The sequence below is a fragment of the Yoonia sp. genome (assembly GCF_017854415.1).
In the GTDB taxonomy this organism is placed as follows: Bacteria; Pseudomonadota; Alphaproteobacteria; order Rhodobacterales; family Rhodobacteraceae; genus Yoonia.
In genome coordinates this window covers 1-18371 of record NZ_JAFMHR010000055.1, presented here as the reverse complement: position 1 = coordinate 18371, position 18371 = coordinate 1, and the positions used below count along the sequence as shown (strand labels likewise).

Here is an 18371-nt window from a genome sequence, read left to right as displayed (position 1 = left end):
AGGCGAAACACAAAGACCAGCCAAACCGCAGTCAAAGGCTGTCGTTGAAATGATTGAGGGCAGCGCCAAGACGCTGCCCTTATTTCGTTCAAAGCCTGCAGCTCTGCTGTCTACTTTGGAATTCATCGGTGTGACTTACACCCGCTGGCCTAAACCTAGCCACACTTGGAATAACCGCAGGACCCACAGGTCATGCAGCCTTCGACCATCCGCAATTCGTACCCGCCACAAGAAGAACAAGCCTTGCCGCGTGGCGCGCCGTTGATCGCGACAATATCAGCTTGTGGATCAGCCTTTAAGCCCATGCCTTCGCCCGCCAGGAACCCTGTCGCGATCATGTGCTTTTCCATCACGCCGCCGATAGCAGCTAGAATCGACGGCACATATTTACCCTGCATCCACGCCCCTCCGCGCGGATCAAATACGGCTTTGAGTTCTTCGACCACGAACGACACATCCCCACCACGCCGGAACACCGCCGAGATCATCCGCGTCAGAGCAACTGTCCACGCAAAGTGCTCCATGTTTTTGGAGTTGATGAAGACCTCAAAGGGGCGACGGTGCCCTGCAATCACAAGATCATTCACAGTGATATAGATCGCATGTTCGCTGTCTGGCCACTTGAGCTTATAGGTCGCGCCTTCCAATTCCTGCGGACGGTCAAGCGGTTCGGACATATAGACAACTTCTGCGCCCTCGTCACTTTCACGCAGCAATGCTGGTTTTTCCGCAGGCGTTGTATCTGCGCTCACGGACAAAACCGACCCGGTCACGTCATTGGGGCGGTAGGTTGTGCACCCCTTACAACCTTGATCCCACGCGGCCATATAGACCTCTTTGAATGCATCAAAGCTTATGTCTTCGGGGCAGTTGATTGTTTTGGAAATCGAACTGTCGATCCATTTTTGCGCGGCCGCTTGCATGCGCACATGATCCAGCGGGGCCAGCGTTTGCGCGTTCACAAAGTAGTCCGGCAAAGGTGTATCGCCCTTGAGGTCACGCCACATCTTGACGGCATAATCGACGACTTCTTCTTCAGTGCGCGATCCATCTTTCTGCAATACCTTGCGCGTATAGGCATAGGCAAACACAGGTTCGATCCCTGACGAAACGTTGCCTGCATAAAGGCTGATCGTTCCGGTCGGCGCAATCGATGTCAGCAATGCATTGCGGATACCGTGTTCACGGATCGCGGCGCGCACATCCTCATCCATCGCCTGCATGGCACCACTAGCTAAGAACTGATCTGCATCGAACAGCGGGAATGCGCCCTTTTCTTTGGCCAATTCAACCGACGCCAAATAGGAGGCACGCGCGATCTGATGCATCCACTTGTCAGTTTGTGCTGCGGCCTCTTCGGAACCATAGCGTTGTCCCACCATCAAAAGCGCATCAGCGAGACCCGTCACGCCCAAACCGATCCGGCGCTTGGCTTTGGCTTCCGCTTGCTGTGCTTCAAGCGGGAAACGCGACGCATCGACGACGTTATCCATCATCCGAACAGCAGTCGCGACCAAGTCAGAAAGCGCGTTTTCGTCAAGGGCAGCACCTGCCTCAAACGGATCAGACACCAGCCGCGCCATGTTGATCGACCCTAGCAAACACGCGCCATAAGGCGGCAATGGCTGCTCCCCGCAGGGGTTCGTGGCCGCGATGGTTTCACAATAATTGAGGTTGTTCATCTGGTTGATGCGGTCAATGAAAATCACACCCGGTTCCGCATAATCGTATGTGGAGCGCATGATCCCGTCCCACAAATCGCGGGCCTGCACGGTGCGGTAGACCTCGCCATTGAATACCAGATCCCACTGTCCGTCTTTCTTGACGGCATCCATGAACGGATCAGTGATCAGCACGGACATATTGAACATGCGCAGGCGTGCAGCATCGGATTTGGCCGTGATGAAATCTTCGACATCAGGGTGGTCGCACCGCATCGTCGCCATCATCGCACCTCGGCGCGAACCGGCAGACATGATTGTCCGGCACATTGCGTCCCAGACATCCATGAAAGAAAGTGGACCAGACGCATCAGCCGCCACACCCATGACACCGGCACCCTTGGGGCGGATGGTCGAAAAATCATAACCGATCCCGCCACCTTGCTGCATGGTCAAAGCCGCCTCTTTGAGCATATCAAATATGCCACCCATGCTGTCAGGCACGGTGCCCATCACAAAGCAGTTGAACAGCGTCACGGAACGGGCCGTTCCCGCACCCGCAGTAATCCGGCCAGCAGGCAAGTATTTGAAATCCGCCAAAGCGTCGTAAAACTTGGCTTCCCACGTCTTCGGATCGTCTTCGACCACGGCCAAGGCCTTTGCGATCCGCCGCCATGTGTCTTCGACTGTGTCGTCGATTGGCGTTCCATCGGCCTCTTTAAACCGGTACTTCATGTCCCAGATTTGTTCGGCGATAGGGGCAGAAAAGGCGGTCATGGCAGAGAATCTCCTGTTGGGGTCACGGGCGAAGGTTTATCTTACGGGGTTCAGCAGTCGATGAAAACGACCTAATCAATCGCAGCATCAACTATTTCACGATCAATCACCTACCAGATATAGCGGTTGATCTCAATATCGACACAACATAAACCTTTCTTTGCCGCGCTATTGATAACACACCAATGCGGGTTACTTCATTTCTATCCCGGGGGGGATTGATGCCTAAAACAGTCAACATGCTGAAGCTTTCAGTCGGCACCGAAGACATTGCTGGCTTGCAAGAGTGGCAAAACACGCGGCGCGCGCAGACCGACGACGGGCTGCCGCGCCACGTCACGCGCATGTGGCCCAAACGCGGTGAAGAAATCCTGAATGGTGGCTCGATCTTTTGGGTCATCAAAGGCGTTATTTTGTGCCGTCAACCCATCCTGCACCTTGATGAATACTTGTCAGCGGATGGAATACGGCGCTGTTCAATCGTGTGCCAAACGGGCTTGATCCGCGTCGAGGCGACCCCAAAACGCGCCTTCCAAGGCTGGCGTTACCTCGCTGTCGAGGACGCACCACGCGATCTGCCCGACGGTCGCCAAGACGAAGAAGCGCTACCGCCAGAATTGTCGAAAGCACTTGCAGCCATTGGCGTGCGGTAGGATATCTATGCGATGAAACCAACATCCTCACGTGCCGCACGCCGGTTAAGCAAGAAAGCCGCTGCAGGCGGTCCCCCCACTTTGGCGGCCTTGGATGCGCGCATCACTCGCGCCAAAATCAAAGGATTGACCACCCCCCTTGAAGACCGCGCAAAACGTATCCTGCGATCCTATTTGCAAACCGCCCAAACCTACGGAATGCCCGTCACCGACGTCATCGCCGAAATGGGTAATGGCGAGGCATCGCGCCGCCTCGGGGCCGCAGTGCGCGACGAAATCCTCAAAACGCCACCTGACGCCGTGCGCAAAGCCGCCTGCAGTGACGGTTGCGCGTTTTGCTGCATCCTATCCGGCGGCGAAGGCGGGTTGATCACACAAGCAGAGGCCAAAACGCTTCATACCGCGCTATCCCCGCTGCAAGGCCAGCCAGACGGGCGCGCATGGCACAAAAATGCTTGTCCTGCCTTGGACCCGGAAACGCAAAGCTGCCGAGTCTATGACGCGCGCCCGATGATCTGTCGGTCATTTCTATCCACAGATGCAGAGGCTTGTCGCCAAAACGCCGAAGGCGGGACGGAACAAGGTGCGGGATTGCTGGGAAGTCACCTTGATTACCTCGCAGTGCACGCGCTGTGCCGTCAGGTTCTAAAGGGCATCACCCAGGTCCACAGCTATAGCCTAGCAGCAGTCGCAGCAGGCGCGGTTGCGGGGGATGACGCGGAGACGAGCCTTGCGAACGCACGTCACAAACCAAGCGCCTTGGACACCGCATGCCGCGACGGGGCAAACGCCGCGAGCGCGTGATCAGATATCCAAAACCCGCAGCAATGCGGTTAGTTCAACACGCTGCTCGTTGGTCCAATCGTTGCGACGTCCGCGAAAGAGAGTTGCCTGACTTGCGTGGATCAACCCATCATCGAGAATTTTTAGGCCATTCGCGCGCAGCGTTTCACCTGTCGATGTAATGTCGGCAATCGCCTCGGCGGTCTCGTTCTTGACGGTACCTTCGGTGGCCCCTTGGCTATCAATCAGTTGATAGTCAGCGACACCTTGATCACGCAAGAATTCGCGAACCAAACGGTGGTATTTCGTCGCAATCCGCATCCGAAACCCGTGCGTCCGCCGAAACGCAGCCGCCGCTGCATCAAGATCGTCTAACGTGCTGACATCAACCCAAGCCTGCGGCACAGCAATAATCAGATCAGCCCCGCCAAAGCCCATCGGCGCAAGGGTCGCAACACGGGCATCCCAATTGGCCAGCTTTTCGCGCACCAGATCAGAGCCCGTCACACCAAGATGGATATTCCCCGCCGCCAATTCACGCGGGATTTCGCCCGCAGACAGCAGGACCAGTTCGATCCCATCAATCCCGTCGACCGCACCCGCGTATTCACGCTCTGACCCTGATTTGCGCAAGGTCACACCACGTGCGCCGAACCAGTCGAACGTCTTTTCCATCAACCGACCTTTGGACGGCACGCCAAGCTTCAACATGTGCGTATCTCCAGTGCCAGATCGGGCCGGATCACCCCGCCCACAGCAGGCACGGCGCGCCCCTGCCCCAGTTGGGCTGTCAGCGCGTCATAGCGGCCACCGGTTGCCACTGGCGGCAATTCAGGGCGGTCTACCGCGTAAAAGCCAAATACAAATCCGTCGTAATATTCTAGCGACGTCCGGCCATAGCTGCCTTCAAACTCAAGCGCTGCAACATCAACACCGCGCGCATCAAGGGCCGCAAGACGCGCATCCATCCGCGTCACCGCATCCCCAATCGCGGGCATATCAACTGCGATATCGCGCAACGCACTCAGCACGTTTGTTGCCGTTTCGCGCAGGTTCAAAATCGCATCGATCAGACCTATTTCATCCTTTGCTATCGGCGGTGCGACGGCATCGGCACGCAGTGCCGCGATCCGCGCCTCAACCTCGGCACGGCTTCGCAAACCAATATCGGATGTGACCGAAGCAAAAGGATCATCCGCCGCCAAAAGTGCCACGCGGGACGGCGCAACAGCCCCGGACCCAAACCGCTTAAGCAGGGCACGAAACCGCGCAGGTCGCCAGATATGGCGCAACAATGCCGCCTTGCGCGCGTCAGTCGTGTTCAGCCCACGCACGGCTGCCATCAACACACCGATATCACCGGTTGCCGCACGCACAGGCAGACCTGATAGGCCGTCTGCAATGGCCGCAAAAACTTCGGCATCGGCGGCTGCAGGGTTTTGACCGTCAAAGACCTCATAGCCGACCTGCACATATTCATTGGCGCGGGTTTCGTCCTCTTCTTGCTTGCGAAAAACCTTGCCGGAATAGGTATAGCGCGCTGGATCAGCCCGGCTTTCCATATGCATCTGCACGACAGGAACGGTGAAATCAGGACGCAATACCATTTCACCGCGCAATGGATCAGCGGTCAAATAAGACCGCGCGCGGATATCTTCGCCGTAAAGGTCCAGCAACGTGCCCGCAGGCTGCAACACGTCGGCCTTGATGACCCGCCCACCTTTGGCGGCGAACAGATCACGCAAGCGGCGTGCTTCGGTCAATGTCTCTGGGCTCGTTGGCATTAGGATTGACTACCCAGAATTTCGCGAACCTTTGCAACCAATTGATCACGCGGAACCTCGTATTGGCTGGGGCGGTCTTTCCATTCTTCCAAAGTCGCGTTCTTGGCAATTTCAGCACCCAAGATCAGGTCCTTGATCTGCACGATCCCCGCGTCAAATTCATCGCCACCCGCGATAATCGCAACAGGTGAATTACGCTTGTCCGCATATTTCAACTGATTACCAAAGTTTTTGGGATTGCCCAAATAAACCTCGGCACGGATGCCCGCGTTGCGCAGTTCGGACACCATCGTTTGATAGTCGGCCATACGGTCGCGGTCCATGACGGTCACAACGACTGGCCCTGCGGAGGCTTGATCTGTCCGACCTTTGGCGCGCAACGCTGCAAGCAAGCGGTCGACACCAATGGAGACACCCGTCGCAGGCACGACCTGCCCTGTGAAACGCTTGACCAGATCGTCATAACGACCACCACCCGCAACCGAGCCAAAGTTGCGCGGACGCCCCTTTTCATCGGTCACTTCAAAGGTGAGCTCGGCCTCGTAGACGGGACCGGTGTAATAGCCGAGGCCACGCACGACAGACGGATCGATTTCAATCCGATCAGCGGCGTAGCCTTGTGCAGCCAGCAAATCAGCGATGGTTTCAAGCTCGGCGACGCCTTCTTCGCCAATCTCGGACCCCGCTACAAGTTCGCGCAAACGCGCGACTGTTGCGGCGCCTGTGTCACGCTTGGCATCCATAAAGCCCATAACGACCTCGGCCTTTTCGGCAGCAAGTCCTGCGCCCTTAGTGAAATCACCACTGGCGTCTTTGCGGCCTTCGCCCAACAGATCACGGACACCATCCGGCCCAAGCCGGTCCAACTTATCGATCGCACGCAACACGATCCCGCGCGCGGCCTCTTTATCATCTCCCGAAAGTCCTGCGACTTCCATGACACCGTTCAAAACTTTACGGTTATTGACCCGAATAACGTAGTCACCGCGGGCAATCCCAACGGCTTCAAGCGTATCGGACAGCATCGCGCAAATCTCGGCGTCAGCCGCCACACTTGGCGCGCCAACAGTATCTGCATCACACTGATAAAATTGACGAAACCGTCCCGGTCCGGGCTTTTCATTACGCCAGACAGGGCCCATCGCATAGCGACGATACGGCGTCGGCAGATCATTGCGAAACTGCGCATAAACACGCGCCAGCGGGGCCGTCAGATCATAGCGCAGCGCCAACCAGTCTTTGTCTTCTTCCCATGCAAAAACACCCTCGTTCGGGCGATCAACGTCAGGAAGGAACTTGCCCAGCGCCTCGACCGTTTCCACGGCAGAGGTTTCCAAAGCATCAAAACCATAGCGATGATAGACAGCCGCAATCTTGGACAACATCGCGGACCGTTCGGTCACTTCGACGCCAAAATAATCCTGAAACCCTTTGGGCGTCTGCGCCTTTGGGCGGGGTTGCTTTTTGTCATTGGCCATTGGGGTCAATCCTGCTGGTCACTACATTCTTGGGCGGTTTAACGCGGCATTGTGACAGGGGCAATGCAGTCTTGATCGATCAAACCGCATAACGCGGCATCTTCCCCTCTCAAACACCGCGGTGTAAGAAACACGCATGACTGACATCACACACCTTGAAGAACAAATCGCCCACCTCTCTCGCACAGTCGAGGATTTGTCAGATATCGTCGCCCGCCAAGAGACAGAGCTGTCTTTGGCGTCGCGCAGGATTGCCGTTTTGATGGAACGCGAAGCAGGGCGTGACCTTGACGGCGGCGGCACCGTGCCACTTTCAGATCAACGCCCGCCGCATTGGTAAACGCGCCTACGCGTCTTCCACTTCGATCACACCACCCAAGGATCGTAACGCGCCCTTGATCTGCGGATTAACAGGGAATTCATCGCCCAAGTCCAATTCCACCTCACCGGGCAAGTCATCGTTCATGAGACAGAAATAGATCGGCCCGCGTCCGCGCACCCCGTCTTTGGCGGCATTGGCAAGGATCGTTGCAACTGACCCGATCACCTCTGGCCCATCGATGAACACCCGCAATCCGGCACCCCCCGCATCTGCAACAACAGCGTCAATCGGCCCGACAGAGCGACCCAAAAGCTTGAGTTGATCCGCCTCCATCGTCGCCTCGCACGTCATGACAACCTGTGATCCGGTCTCAAGGAACTCGCGCGAGGCTTCGAGCGTATCCGAGAACATCGTGACTTCGTACTGCCCCGTTGGATCAGACAATTGCACGAATGCAAAACGGTTCCCGCGTGCAGATTTTCGTTCCTGCCGCCCCGACACGGTGCCAGCCATTTTCACAACAGCCGCACCTTTTTCAGCACGCGCAATCACCTCGTCCAAGGTCAAGACCTGCTTGCGTTTCAGCGCGCCCATATAGTCATCCAGAGGATGGCCCGACAGATAAAACCCGATCGCTTTGAATTCTTCGGCCAAGCGTTCAGCGGGCAACCAGTCTTCGCCACCCATCAAGCGCGGCTCTGGCAGGTCATCGCCCGCTTCACCGAATAGCGATACCTGATTGGATGACTTCTGGTCATGGATCGCGGCAGAATATCCCGTTAGCGCATCCAAGCTGCCCATCACCCGCCGACGATTGGGATCAAGAACATCAAATGCTCCTGCCCGCGCAAGCATCTCCAAGGGACGCTTACTGATGCGTTTGAGATCACAGCGTCGCGCGAAATCAAACAGGTTCACAAATTCCCGCTCGCCGCGCCCTTCGACGATCAATTTCATCGCCTCGACGCCGACGTTCTTAAGCGCGCCCAGCGCATAGACCAGCTTTTGATCCTTCACGTCAAAGGTCGCTTGGCTGCGGTTCACACAAGGCGGGGTATATTCAATGGCCAGACCCTTTTTGACCTCTTGGAAATAGACGCCCAGCTTGTCAGTCAGATGAATATCGCAGTTCATCACACCGGCCATAAACTCGACCGGGTGATTAGCCTTCAGCCATGCAGTTTGATAGCTGACGACCGCATAGGCCGCCGCGTGGGATTTGTTGAAGCCGTAGTTTGCGAACTTCTCAAGAAGGTCGAAAACCTCGCGCGCTTTCTTGGGCTCGACACCATTGGCCTTTGAACCTGCCTCAAACTTGGGGCGTTCCTTGGCCATTTCTTCGGCGATCTTTTTACCCATCGCACGGCGCAAAAGATCAGCACCGCCAAGGGTATAGCCGCCCATGACCTGCGCGATCTCCATCACCTGTTCTTGGTAAACGATGATGCCTTGGGTTTCTTTGAGGATGTGATCAATCGACGGATGAATCGATTCCAGTTCCTTTTGGCCGTTTTTCACCTCGCAATAGGTCGGGATATTTTCCATCGGACCCGGACGATACAGCGCCACCAATGCCACGATATCCTCGATACACGTCGGTTTCATCCGCTTGAGCGCGTCCATCATGCCGCTGGATTCCACCTGAAACACGGCGGTGGTTTTGGCACTGGAATAAAGCTGATAGGACTTTTCATCGTCCAACGGGATCGCCCCGATATCGTATTCAAAGCCTTCAAGCACATCATAAAGATGAGTGCCGTCAGCAGCCAAATTCAACGGACGCCCGGCTTTGCGGATCAGCTCAACCGCGTTCTGGATCACCGTTAGCGTTTTCAATCCCAAAAAGTCGAACTTGACCAATCCGGCCTGCTCCACCCATTTCATGTTAAACTGGGTTGCGGGCATATCGGATCTTGGGTCTTGGTATAGCGGCACCAACTCGTCCAATGGCCTGTCGCCAATCACAACGCCTGCCGCGTGGGTCGAAGCATTGCGCAACAACCCTTCGACCTGTTGGGCATAAGTCAGCAGACGGTCCACGACCTCTTCGTTTTTGGCTTCTTCACGCAAGCGCGGCTCGTCCGCCAATGCCTTTTCAATCGAGACAGGTTTGACACCTTCGACAGGGATCATCTTGGAAATGCGGTCCACTTGCCCATAAGGCATCTGCAACACACGGCCCACATCGCGCACGGCAGCCTTGGACAAGAGCGCGCCAAAAGTGATGATCTGCCCCACCTTATCGCGCCCGTATTTGTCCTGCACATAACGTATCACCTCTTCGCGGCGATCCATACAAAAGTCGATGTCGAAATCGGGCATCGACACACGTTCGGGGTTCAAGAACCGCTCGAACAATAACGAATAGCGTAGCGGATCAAGGTCGGTGATCAGCAGCGCGTATGCGACCAACGAGCCCGCACCCGAACCACGTCCCGGCCCTACGGGGATGCCTTCGCCCTTGGCCCATTTGATAAAATCGGCAACGATCAGAAAGTAGCCCGGAAAACCCATGCCTTCGATAATGCCCAATTCGAATTCGAGCCGCTTTTCATACTCTTCAACAGACACCGCATGCGGAATGACGGCCAATCGCGCTTTCAGGCCTTCTTGGGCCTGCCTGCGCAATTCTGCGACCTCGTCATCGGCGAATTTCGGCAAGATCGGATCGCGCTTATACACTTTGAAAGCACAACGTTTGGCAATCTCGACGGTGTTTTCAATCGCCTCTGGCAAGTCCGCAAATAGCGTAATCATTTCTTGCGGAGATTTCAGATAGTGCTGCGGCGTCAAGCGGCGGCGCGGCTCTTGCTGGTCGACATAGGCGCCTTCGGAAATGCAGATCAGAGCGTCATGCGCTTCGTAAAGTGACGGCTTCGGGAAATAGACATCGTTTGTTGCAACCAACGGCAGGCCCTTGGCATAGGCCATTTCGACAAAGCCACGCTCTGACAAACGCTCTGCCTCTGGCAGCCCGTCACCGGGGTGGCGTTGCAGTTCGACGTACAGGCGATCAGGATAAATAGCGGCCAACTGGTCCATCAAAATTTCGGCCTTAGGACGCTGGCCTTGGCGCAGTAAACGGCCAACAGGGCCGTCAGGGCCACCGGACAAGCAGATCAATCCCGCATGATATTTCGCGAGATCATCAACAGAAACCTGCGGCAATTGCCCGTCTGCATCCAGATACGCGCACGAATTCAACTTCATCAAATTCAGATAACCCGCCTCGTTCTGCGCAAGCAGGACAATTGGGGCGGGTGCCTCTGGCCGTTTTCCGGGTTCTGCGGCCAAATAGGTCAGATCAATCTGGCAACCAATGATCGGTTGAATACCCGCTTTCGCGGCCCCTTCGGAAAACTCCAACGCGCAAAACATGTTGTTGGTATCGGTCACGGCAACAGCAGGCATGTGCATATCGGCAATCAAACCGGGCAGCTTTTTCACAGGTATCGCACCCTCTAGAAGAGAGTATTCCGTGTGTACGCGCAGGTGAATGAATCGGGGATCAGTTTTCATGTCTGCAAGGTATCGTACGGCGGCGTGATCGCAAGTCATGAACTTAGTAAGCCAAATTACTAACCTTCTTGACAAACGCAGCTTTCACAGGAATACTAATCCACATGACTAACCAACTTGATACATTCTTCGGCGCAATGTCCGACCCAACCCGCCGCGCCGTGATAGAGCGTCTTGCCTCTGGTCCCGCCAGCGTCAGCGAACTGCATGCGCCGCATCAAATGGCGCTGCCAACCTTCATGCGCCATCTGCGCGTTTTGGAAGACACCGGCATCTTACGGTCTATCAAAAAAGGACGCGTGCGTACCTGCCATATCGAAGCTGGCCCGCTAATCGAAGCACAAGGCTGGCTGGCCTGGCAGCGCACGATCTGGGAACAGCGGATGGACAGGTTGGAAGCGCTTGCGCAAGAAATATCAGCCCATGAAAAGGACTAAGCAATGAGCCTTGATACAAAATCGTTCAACTTGACCCGCATAATGCCTGTGACAGTTGACCGATTATGGCACCTTTTGACCGACGCAAAAGCACGTGAAAACTGGAGCGGGCCTGATGCGACAACCCTGCTTGAGACCGAAACTGCGGATCTTCGCGTCGGCGGCCAAGACCGGCATCGGTTCGGTCCTGCCGACGCACCCGAATTTGTGGTCGACACCCGCTGGTACGACCTGACCGCGCCTGACCGTGCAGTCTTTACAGAAACTTTAATCTTCGGCGGCGCAGCGGTTTGCACCAGCCTTGTGACCTATGTTTTGCAAAGCAATGGCAAGCACACAGAGCTGCAAACAACGGTCGCGGTATCCTCGTTTTCGGGGTCTGATACCCTTGATGAAGTTCACACTGGATGGAATGGAGGAATGGACAATCTTGAACGCCACGCGGCGACAATTGCCTGATCCTCAAACCGACCGCGAAAAGAACTTCTTGCCAAACGCGCGCCAGACCGCTTTCATAGTGGTCACTAAGACAAGAGGCAGATGTCTACGTCGCATCGACATCTGAGCATCCTCGTTTGATTTGGTAAGGCGGCAGGTTTTACACTATGAACGTGACGTTTCTTCTGAACGGGGAAACCGTGCAGGTGGATGCTGATCCAACGCGCACTCTGCTTGATTGGCTGCGCGAGGACCGCGGTCTTTGCGGCACAAAGGAAGGCTGCAACGAAGGCGATTGCGGCGCTTGTACGGTGATGGTCAGCGACGACAACGGTGCTTTGGCGCTGAACGCCTGCATTCTTTTCATGCCCCAGCTTCACGGCAAAGTCGTACGCACAGTCGAAGGCATCAGCGCGCCTGACGGCACTTTACATCCGGTGCAAGACGCAATGATTACCCACCACGGATCGCAATGCGGCTTTTGCACACCCGGCTTTATTGCATCGATGGCCGTTGGTCACAGCACGGGCCGCACCGACCATGATGATGTATTGGCGGGCAATTTGTGCCGCTGCACAGGTTACGCCCCGATCATCCGCGCGGCCAAAGCTGCCGAGGCTGCACCCGCTGCTGATTGGCTTGAGGAAGCGGCACCTGCCGTAGACGCACAGCCCTACGCCCCTGAAAATTTAAACGAACTTGCCGATTGGTACGCGGCCAACCCTGACGCCACATTGGTCGCGGGTGCGACCGATGTCGGCCTATGGGTGACCAAACAATTGCGCGACCTTTCGTCGGTCGCCTTTCTGAACCGCTGCGCGGACCTGCGCCAAATCACCGTGAGCGACGATAGCATCACTTTCGGCGCGGCTGCCACAATGACCGAAGTGCTGGCCGTCTTGCGTGACCATCACCCGTCTTACGCTGAAATGGTGCGCCGCTATGGATCAGAGCAAGTGCGCAACGCGGCCACGATCGGCGGCAACATCGCCAACGGCTCACCCATCGGGGACAACCCGCCTGCGTTAATCGCACTTGGGGCGACACTGCATCTGCGCCACGGGGCAACGTCGCGCGATATTCCGATTGCGGATTTCTTTATCGCTTACGGCAAACAAGACCGCGCCCCCGGTGAACTGGTGACAGGCGTCACGATCCCCAAGGTCGCACCTAACCTGCGCTGTTACAAAATCTCAAAACGTTTTGACCAAGATATCTCGGCGGTCTGCGGGTGTTTTGACGTGGCGGTCGTGGATGGCAAGGTTACCGCCGCGCGCATCGCCTTTGGCGGCATGGCAGGGACACCGCACCGCGCGAACGCGGTCGAGGCCGCACTGATTGGCAACACGTGGACATTGGACACAGTCACCAACGCAGCCAAGCATTTCAGCGACGACTACACCCCAATGAGCGATATGCGCGCCAGTGCCGGATATCGGTTAGAAATCGCAGAAAACCTGTTGCTGCGCTATTTTGCTGAACGCTCGGGCACGCAAACAAACGTGTTAGAGGTAGCCCCATGAGCGTCGCAAAATCCTTGCCCCACGATGCCGCCGCCCTGCATGTCACAGGTGCTGCGCGCTATATCGACGACATCCCCACGCCAACCGGCACGCTCCATTTGGCCTTTGGCACGTCCGAGATCGCGCGCGGCAGCTACACGACGATTGACCTGACGAAAGTGCGCGCTGCGGATGGCGTCGTCGCAGTTCTGACGGCGGATGATCTGCCTTTCGCCAATGATGTCTCGCCCTCGGTCCATGATGAGCCTTTGCTGGCAATGGGAACCGTTCACTACCTTGGGCAACCACTGTTTCTAGTCGTTGCCACCTCGCACCTTGCAGCACGTAAAGCTGCGCGTTTGGGGCATGTTGATTACACCGAGGAAACACCGATCCTGACAATGGACCAAGCGCTTGCGGCAGAGAGCCGTTTTGAGGATGGCCCGCGGATTTGGACCAAAGGCGATGTCGAGAGTGCTCTTGGCACTGCCCCACATCGCTTGCATGGCCAGATCGAAATGGGCGGTCAGGAACATTTCTACCTAGAAGGCCAAGCAGCCCTGGCCCTCCCCCAAGAAGGCGGGGATATGGTTGTGCACAGCTCTACCCAGCACCCCACCGAAATCCAGCACAAGGTCGCTGATGCTTTGGGCGTGCCGATGAATGCGATCCGCTGTGAAGTGCGCCGCATGGGTGGTGGATTTGGCGGCAAGGAAAGCCAAGGCAACGCGCTGGCGGTTAGCTGTGCCATTGCGGCGCGCCAAACCGGTCAGCCCTGTAAAATGCGCTATGACCGTGACGACGATATGATGATCACCGGCAAGCGCCATGATTTCCGCATTTCATATGACGTCGGTTTTGACGGCGATGGCCAGTTGAGCGGGATCGATTTCACGCAGATCACGCGTTGCGGTTGGGCACTGGATTTGTCGATACCAGTCGCAGATCGCGCCATGCTGCATGCCGACAATGCTTATCATTTGCCCAATGTGCGGATCACTTCGCACCGGCTGAAAACCAACACGCAATCAGCCACCGCATTTCGGGGTTTTGGTGGCCCGCAAGGTGTTGTCGGGATTGAACGTGTGATGGATCACATCGCAAGCACGCTTGAGCTTGATCCGGTGCTTGTACGGCAGCGGAATTATTATGCTGCAATGGATGAAGGGGGGCTGTCTGCCCCCCACGCTACGCGTCCCCCCGAAGGTATTTCTGAACAGAAGAAGACTGGAAAGGGCGTGCCGTATCGTGGGCCGCATTCACCAAAGCCTATCGTGCAAACTACGCCCTATCATATGCCAGTCACCGATTTTGTTCTGCACGCGATGACAGATCGATTGTTAGAGACGTCGGACTATCAGGCCCGCCGCGATGCGATCGATGCGTGGAATGCAAAGCGGCCTATTTTGAAAAAGGGCATTGCGCTGAGCCCTGTCAAGTTTGGTATTTCCTTCACGCTGACCCACCTCAATCAGGCGGGTGCTTTGGTGCATGTGTATCAGGATGGCTCGGTTCATATGAACCACGGCGGGACCGAAATGGGTCAGGGCTTGTTCCAGAAAGTGGCGCAAGTTGCAGCCCAGCGCTTTGGTATTGATGTGTCACAGGTCAAGATTACTGCGACCGATACTGGCAAAGTTCCTAATACATCGGCGACGGCGGCCTCCTCTGGTACTGACCTGAATGGGATGGCCGTTGCCAATGCCTGCGACACAATTCGCGACCGGATTGCGGCCTGTTTGGCTGAATTGCACGACACGGCAGATGTGCGATTTGCAGACGGCAACGTCTTTGTCGGCGATGCGCAAATGACCTTCGCGCAAGCAGCCCAAACCGCTTATGCCAACCGTGTCAGCCTATCTGCCACCGGGTTTTACAAAACACCTGATCTGTCTTGGGACCGGATCAAGGGCGAAGGCACGCCGTTCTTCTATTTTGCACAAGGCGTTGCAATAACCGAGGTCGTGATCGACACATTGACTGGCGAGAACCGCATTTTGCGCACAGACGTCTTGCATGACGCGGGCACATCTTTAAACCCTGCATTAGATATCGGTCAGGTCGAAGGTGCCTATGTCCAAGGTGCGGGCTGGCTAACCACGGAAGAACTGATTTGGGACGACAAAGGCCGCCTGCGGACCCATGCACCGGCAACTTACAAAATTCCCGCCTGTTCGGATCGTCCTGACGTATTCAACGTGGACCTGTGGGATGCGCCTAACCCGGCACAGACGATTTATCGCTCCAAGGCCGTGGGCGAGCCACCGTTTATGTTGGGTATTTCCGCATTTTTGGCATTGTCGGATGCCGTTGCTAGCTGTGGGTCCAACTATCCCGACTTGCAGGCCCCTGCGACCGCCGAAGAGGTGCTGCGTGCCGTCAAGCGTGCACGCGGATGACCGACGTTATTCGCATTACTGTGACCAAGACAGCAGGGTCCGTGCCGCGCGATGCTGGTACGCAAATGCTAGTCTTTGCAGAGCGGACCGAAGGGACGATTGGCGGCGGCACACTGGAATGGGAAGCAATGGCAGAGGCGCGTCGCATGCTGCGCGATGGGCGCACATCGCATGAAGCCCGCATCCCGCTTGGCCCCGCGCTTGGCCAATGCTGTGGCGGCGCGGTTAGTCTTACTTGGGAGGTGGCCGAGGAATTAACCAAACCCGCCCCTCGACCGGTTTGGATTTACGGCGCGGGCCATGTGGGGCGCGCGATTGTGAACGTCATGCAGCCAATGCCAGACTTTTCGGTCACATGGGTTGATACGCATGCAGATCGGTTTCCCCAAACTGATGTCACGACTTTGGTCGCCGCTGATCCGGCTCGCGCTGTCAAACACGCGCCTGCAAATGCGGATCATCTGATTCTAACGTACAGCCATGAAATCGACCTCGCGCTGTGCCATGCGGTGCTGTCACACGACTTTAACAGCGCGGGCTTGATCGGTTCTGCGACCAAATGGGCGCGGTTTAAAGGCAGGCTCGCGGCATTGGGGCATACCCATGCACAGATTTCGCGCATCGCGTGTCCAATCGGCGATCCAAGCCTTGGAAAGCACCCAAGCGCGATTGCACTTGGCGTCGCAACTGCCATGATCAAACCGCAGGCCAGCCTGAAAAAGGATCGTACCGGATGACTGAACCGCTTTTGCGATTGGACGGCCTGACCAAGGCTTATCCCGGTGTTGTAGCAAACAAGGACGTGTCGTTCGACATCGGCGTCGGCGAAGTTCACGCGCTGTTGGGTGAAAACGGTGCGGGCAAGTCGACATTGGTCAAAACCATCTACGGATTGGTCAAACCTGATGCAGGCACAATGACCCTTGAGGGCCAGCTCTTTCAACCCGCCGAGCCACGCGCAGCCCGTGCCGCAGGTGTCGCGATGGTGTTCCAACACTTCTCGCTTTTCGATGCGATGAATGTGGCCGAAAACATTGCACTTGGTATGGAAAAACCGCCGCCTCAGGCTGAAATCGCCGCCCGTGTGCGCCATGTCTCTGATCAATATGGTCTGCCGTTGGACCCGACCCGCATTGTGGGCGAGCTATCCGCAGGTGAACGCCAGCGTGTCGAAATTATCCGCTGTTTACTGCAAGATCCTAAGCTTTTGATCATGGACGAGCCGACATCGGTGCTGACCCCGCAAGAGGTCGCGATCTTGTTCGAGACTTTGCGCAAGCTTAGCGCCGAAGGCACTGCGATCTTGTATATCTCGCACAAGCTTGAGGAAATTCGCGCGCTTTGTGACAATGCCACAGTGTTGCGATTGGGTCAGGTGGTTGGCACCTGCGATCCGCGTGCGACGTCCGCCCGTGATATGGCGGAACTTATGGTCGGCACAGTGCTGCATGTCCCTGAAAAAGCCGCGCGTCCGGTGGGCGAGACTGTATTGGAACTTAGCGGGCTCAGCGCGCCTGCACCGCACCGGTTTGGCACACCACTGCGCGAAATCAGCGTTGCAGTGCGCAAAGGCGAAGTGCTGGGCATTGGTGGCGTTGCAGGAAACGGGCAGGATGAATTGGTCTTAGCGCTGTCTGGCGAAATGAAATCTGCACCCTCGATGATCACATATAAGGGCGACGATATCGGGCATTTGCCCCCCAACGCACGGCGCAAAATCGGCCTGCTGGCCGCACCCGAAGAACGTATGGGCCATGCCGCGGCCCCTGATATGAGCCTAACAGAAAACGCGATCTTAACCGCAATGACGCGGCAAGACCTGACCACAAACGGGTTTCTGCACTGGGGAAAAGCCAAGGAATTTGCGAAAAGCGTTATTGCAGCTTTCGATGTGCGCACCCCTGGGCCCCAAAACGTTGCTCGGTCATTGTCTGGCGGCAATTTGCAGAAATTCGTGATTGGCCGCGAGATCATGCAAGCGCCCGAGGTTTTGGTGGTGAACCAACCAACATGGGGCGTTGATGCCTCTGCTGCGGCCGCGATCCGGCAGGCGCTGCTGGATTTGGCCGCCAAAGGCACCGCCGTAATTGTGATTAGTCAGGACCTTGATGAATTGATGGAAATCTCTGATCGCTTTGCTGCTTTGAATGAAGGGCGGTTGTCCCAGCCAAGGCCTGCTGTCGGTCTGACCGTTGATGAAATCGGCCTCATGCTGGGTGGTGCGCATGACATGGAGGTGGCGCATGTTGATGCTTAAGGACGCCTCCGGCGGAATTTTTTTCATGATTAAGAAGATGGGGCATGGCGCATGATCATGCTTGAGAAGCGCCCGCAGCCGTCGCAAGCTTGGACCTATGCAACCCCTTTATTGGCAGTTCTGCTGACGATGGTTTGTGGTGGATTGTTGTTCGCAGCATTGGGCCAAAATCCATTTATCACGATCAGAACGATCTTTCTGGACCCGCTGTTTTCGGAATTTGCGTGGTTTTACCGCCCCCAGCTTTTGATCAAGGGCGCGCCTTTGGTGTTGATCGCTATTGGTCTTTCGTTCGGGTTTCGTGCGGGGATTTGGAACATTGGCGCAGAAGGCCAGTATATTGTCGGCGCAATTTTCGGAG

At 56.3% G+C, this 18371-nt stretch carries 14 protein-coding genes and 1 pseudogene; 10 read left to right on the top strand and 5 right to left on the bottom strand.

The annotated features are described in order from the left end of the window. Positions 1-155: 155 nt before the first annotated feature. Positions 156-2438 (bottom strand): adenosylcobalamin-dependent ribonucleoside-diphosphate reductase, encoded by a 2283-nt coding sequence (locus QZ197_RS08075; protein WP_296431382.1) that lies wholly within the window; start codon positions 2436-2438, stop codon positions 156-158. A gap of 221 nt (positions 2439-2659) precedes the next feature. Between QZ197_RS08075 and QZ197_RS08070 the strand changes: the two genes are divergently transcribed. Beyond that, entirely contained in the window at positions 2660-3091 is a 432-nt protein-coding gene (locus QZ197_RS08070) for a DUF1489 domain-containing protein (protein ID WP_296431381.1), read from the top strand. A 12-nt stretch (positions 3092-3103) separates the two neighbouring features. After that, positions 3104-3895: a YkgJ family cysteine cluster protein gene (locus QZ197_RS08065; protein WP_296431380.1), complete on the top strand. Its 792-nt coding sequence runs from the start codon at positions 3104-3106 to the stop codon at positions 3893-3895. Here the strand turns inward: QZ197_RS08065 and hisG are convergent, their stop codons facing one another. Genes hisG through hisS form a run of 3 tightly spaced genes read right to left on the bottom strand, consistent with a single transcriptional unit; the run spans position 3896 to position 7136 of the window. Then, entirely contained in the window at positions 3896-4585 is a 690-nt protein-coding gene (hisG, locus tag QZ197_RS08060) for an ATP phosphoribosyltransferase (RefSeq protein WP_296431379.1), read from the bottom strand. After that, positions 4579-5658 carry an ATP phosphoribosyltransferase regulatory subunit gene (locus tag QZ197_RS08055; protein WP_296431378.1) on the bottom strand — a complete coding sequence of 360 codons (1080 nt, stop codon included), beginning with the start codon at positions 5656-5658 and terminating at the stop codon, positions 4579-4581. Before QZ197_RS08055 ends, hisG begins: the two co-directional genes overlap by 7 nt. Continuing rightward, positions 5658-7136 (bottom strand): histidine--tRNA ligase, encoded by a 1479-nt coding sequence (gene hisS, locus QZ197_RS08050; protein ID WP_296431377.1) that lies wholly within the window; start codon positions 7134-7136, stop codon positions 5658-5660. Before hisS ends, QZ197_RS08055 begins: the two co-directional genes overlap by 1 nt. Positions 7137-7272: 136 nt before the next feature. Between hisS and QZ197_RS08045 the strand changes: the two genes are divergently transcribed. Then, on the top strand, positions 7273-7476 hold the full coding sequence (locus QZ197_RS08045; protein WP_296431376.1) for a SlyX family protein: 204 nt from the start codon (positions 7273-7275) through the stop codon (positions 7474-7476). 6 nt (positions 7477-7482) lie between these two features. Here the strand turns inward: QZ197_RS08045 and dnaE are convergent, their stop codons facing one another. Beyond that, entirely contained in the window at positions 7483-10977 is a 3495-nt protein-coding gene (dnaE, locus tag QZ197_RS08040; protein ID WP_296431375.1) for a DNA polymerase III subunit alpha, read from the bottom strand. Positions 10978-11081: 104 nt separating this feature from the next. On the opposite strand from dnaE, the gene QZ197_RS08035 reads away from it, so the two are divergent. The 7 genes and pseudogenes from QZ197_RS08035 to QZ197_RS08005 form a co-directional block, all read left to right on the top strand. Further along, positions 11082-11414 (top strand): metalloregulator ArsR/SmtB family transcription factor, encoded by a 333-nt coding sequence (locus tag QZ197_RS08035; protein WP_296431374.1) that lies wholly within the window; start codon positions 11082-11084, stop codon positions 11412-11414. Between the two features lie 3 nt (positions 11415-11417). Further along, positions 11418-11873 carry an SRPBCC domain-containing protein gene (locus QZ197_RS08030; protein WP_296431373.1) on the top strand — a complete coding sequence of 152 codons (456 nt, stop codon included), beginning with the start codon at positions 11418-11420 and terminating at the stop codon, positions 11871-11873. Between the two features lie 146 nt (positions 11874-12019). Beyond that, complete coding sequence (gene xdhA, locus QZ197_RS08025) at positions 12020-13375, top strand: xanthine dehydrogenase small subunit (RefSeq protein WP_296431372.1); 1356 nt, start codon at positions 12020-12022, stop codon at positions 13373-13375. Beyond that, complete coding sequence (gene xdhB, locus QZ197_RS08020; protein WP_296431371.1) at positions 13372-15753, top strand: xanthine dehydrogenase molybdopterin binding subunit; 2382 nt, start codon at positions 13372-13374, stop codon at positions 15751-15753. The genes xdhA and xdhB overlap by 4 nt, the downstream gene beginning before the upstream one ends. Then, on the top strand, positions 15750-16490 hold the full coding sequence (gene xdhC / locus QZ197_RS08015) for a xanthine dehydrogenase accessory protein XdhC (RefSeq protein WP_296431370.1): 741 nt from the start codon (positions 15750-15752) through the stop codon (positions 16488-16490). Before xdhB ends, xdhC begins: the two co-directional genes overlap by 4 nt. Then, complete coding sequence (locus QZ197_RS08010; RefSeq protein WP_296431369.1) at positions 16487-18010, top strand: ABC transporter ATP-binding protein; 1524 nt, start codon at positions 16487-16489, stop codon at positions 18008-18010. The genes xdhC and QZ197_RS08010 overlap by 4 nt, the downstream gene beginning before the upstream one ends. 51 nt (positions 18011-18061) lie before the next feature. Further along, positions 18062-18371, top strand: a pseudogene (locus tag QZ197_RS08005) (ABC transporter permease); the annotation flags it as partial.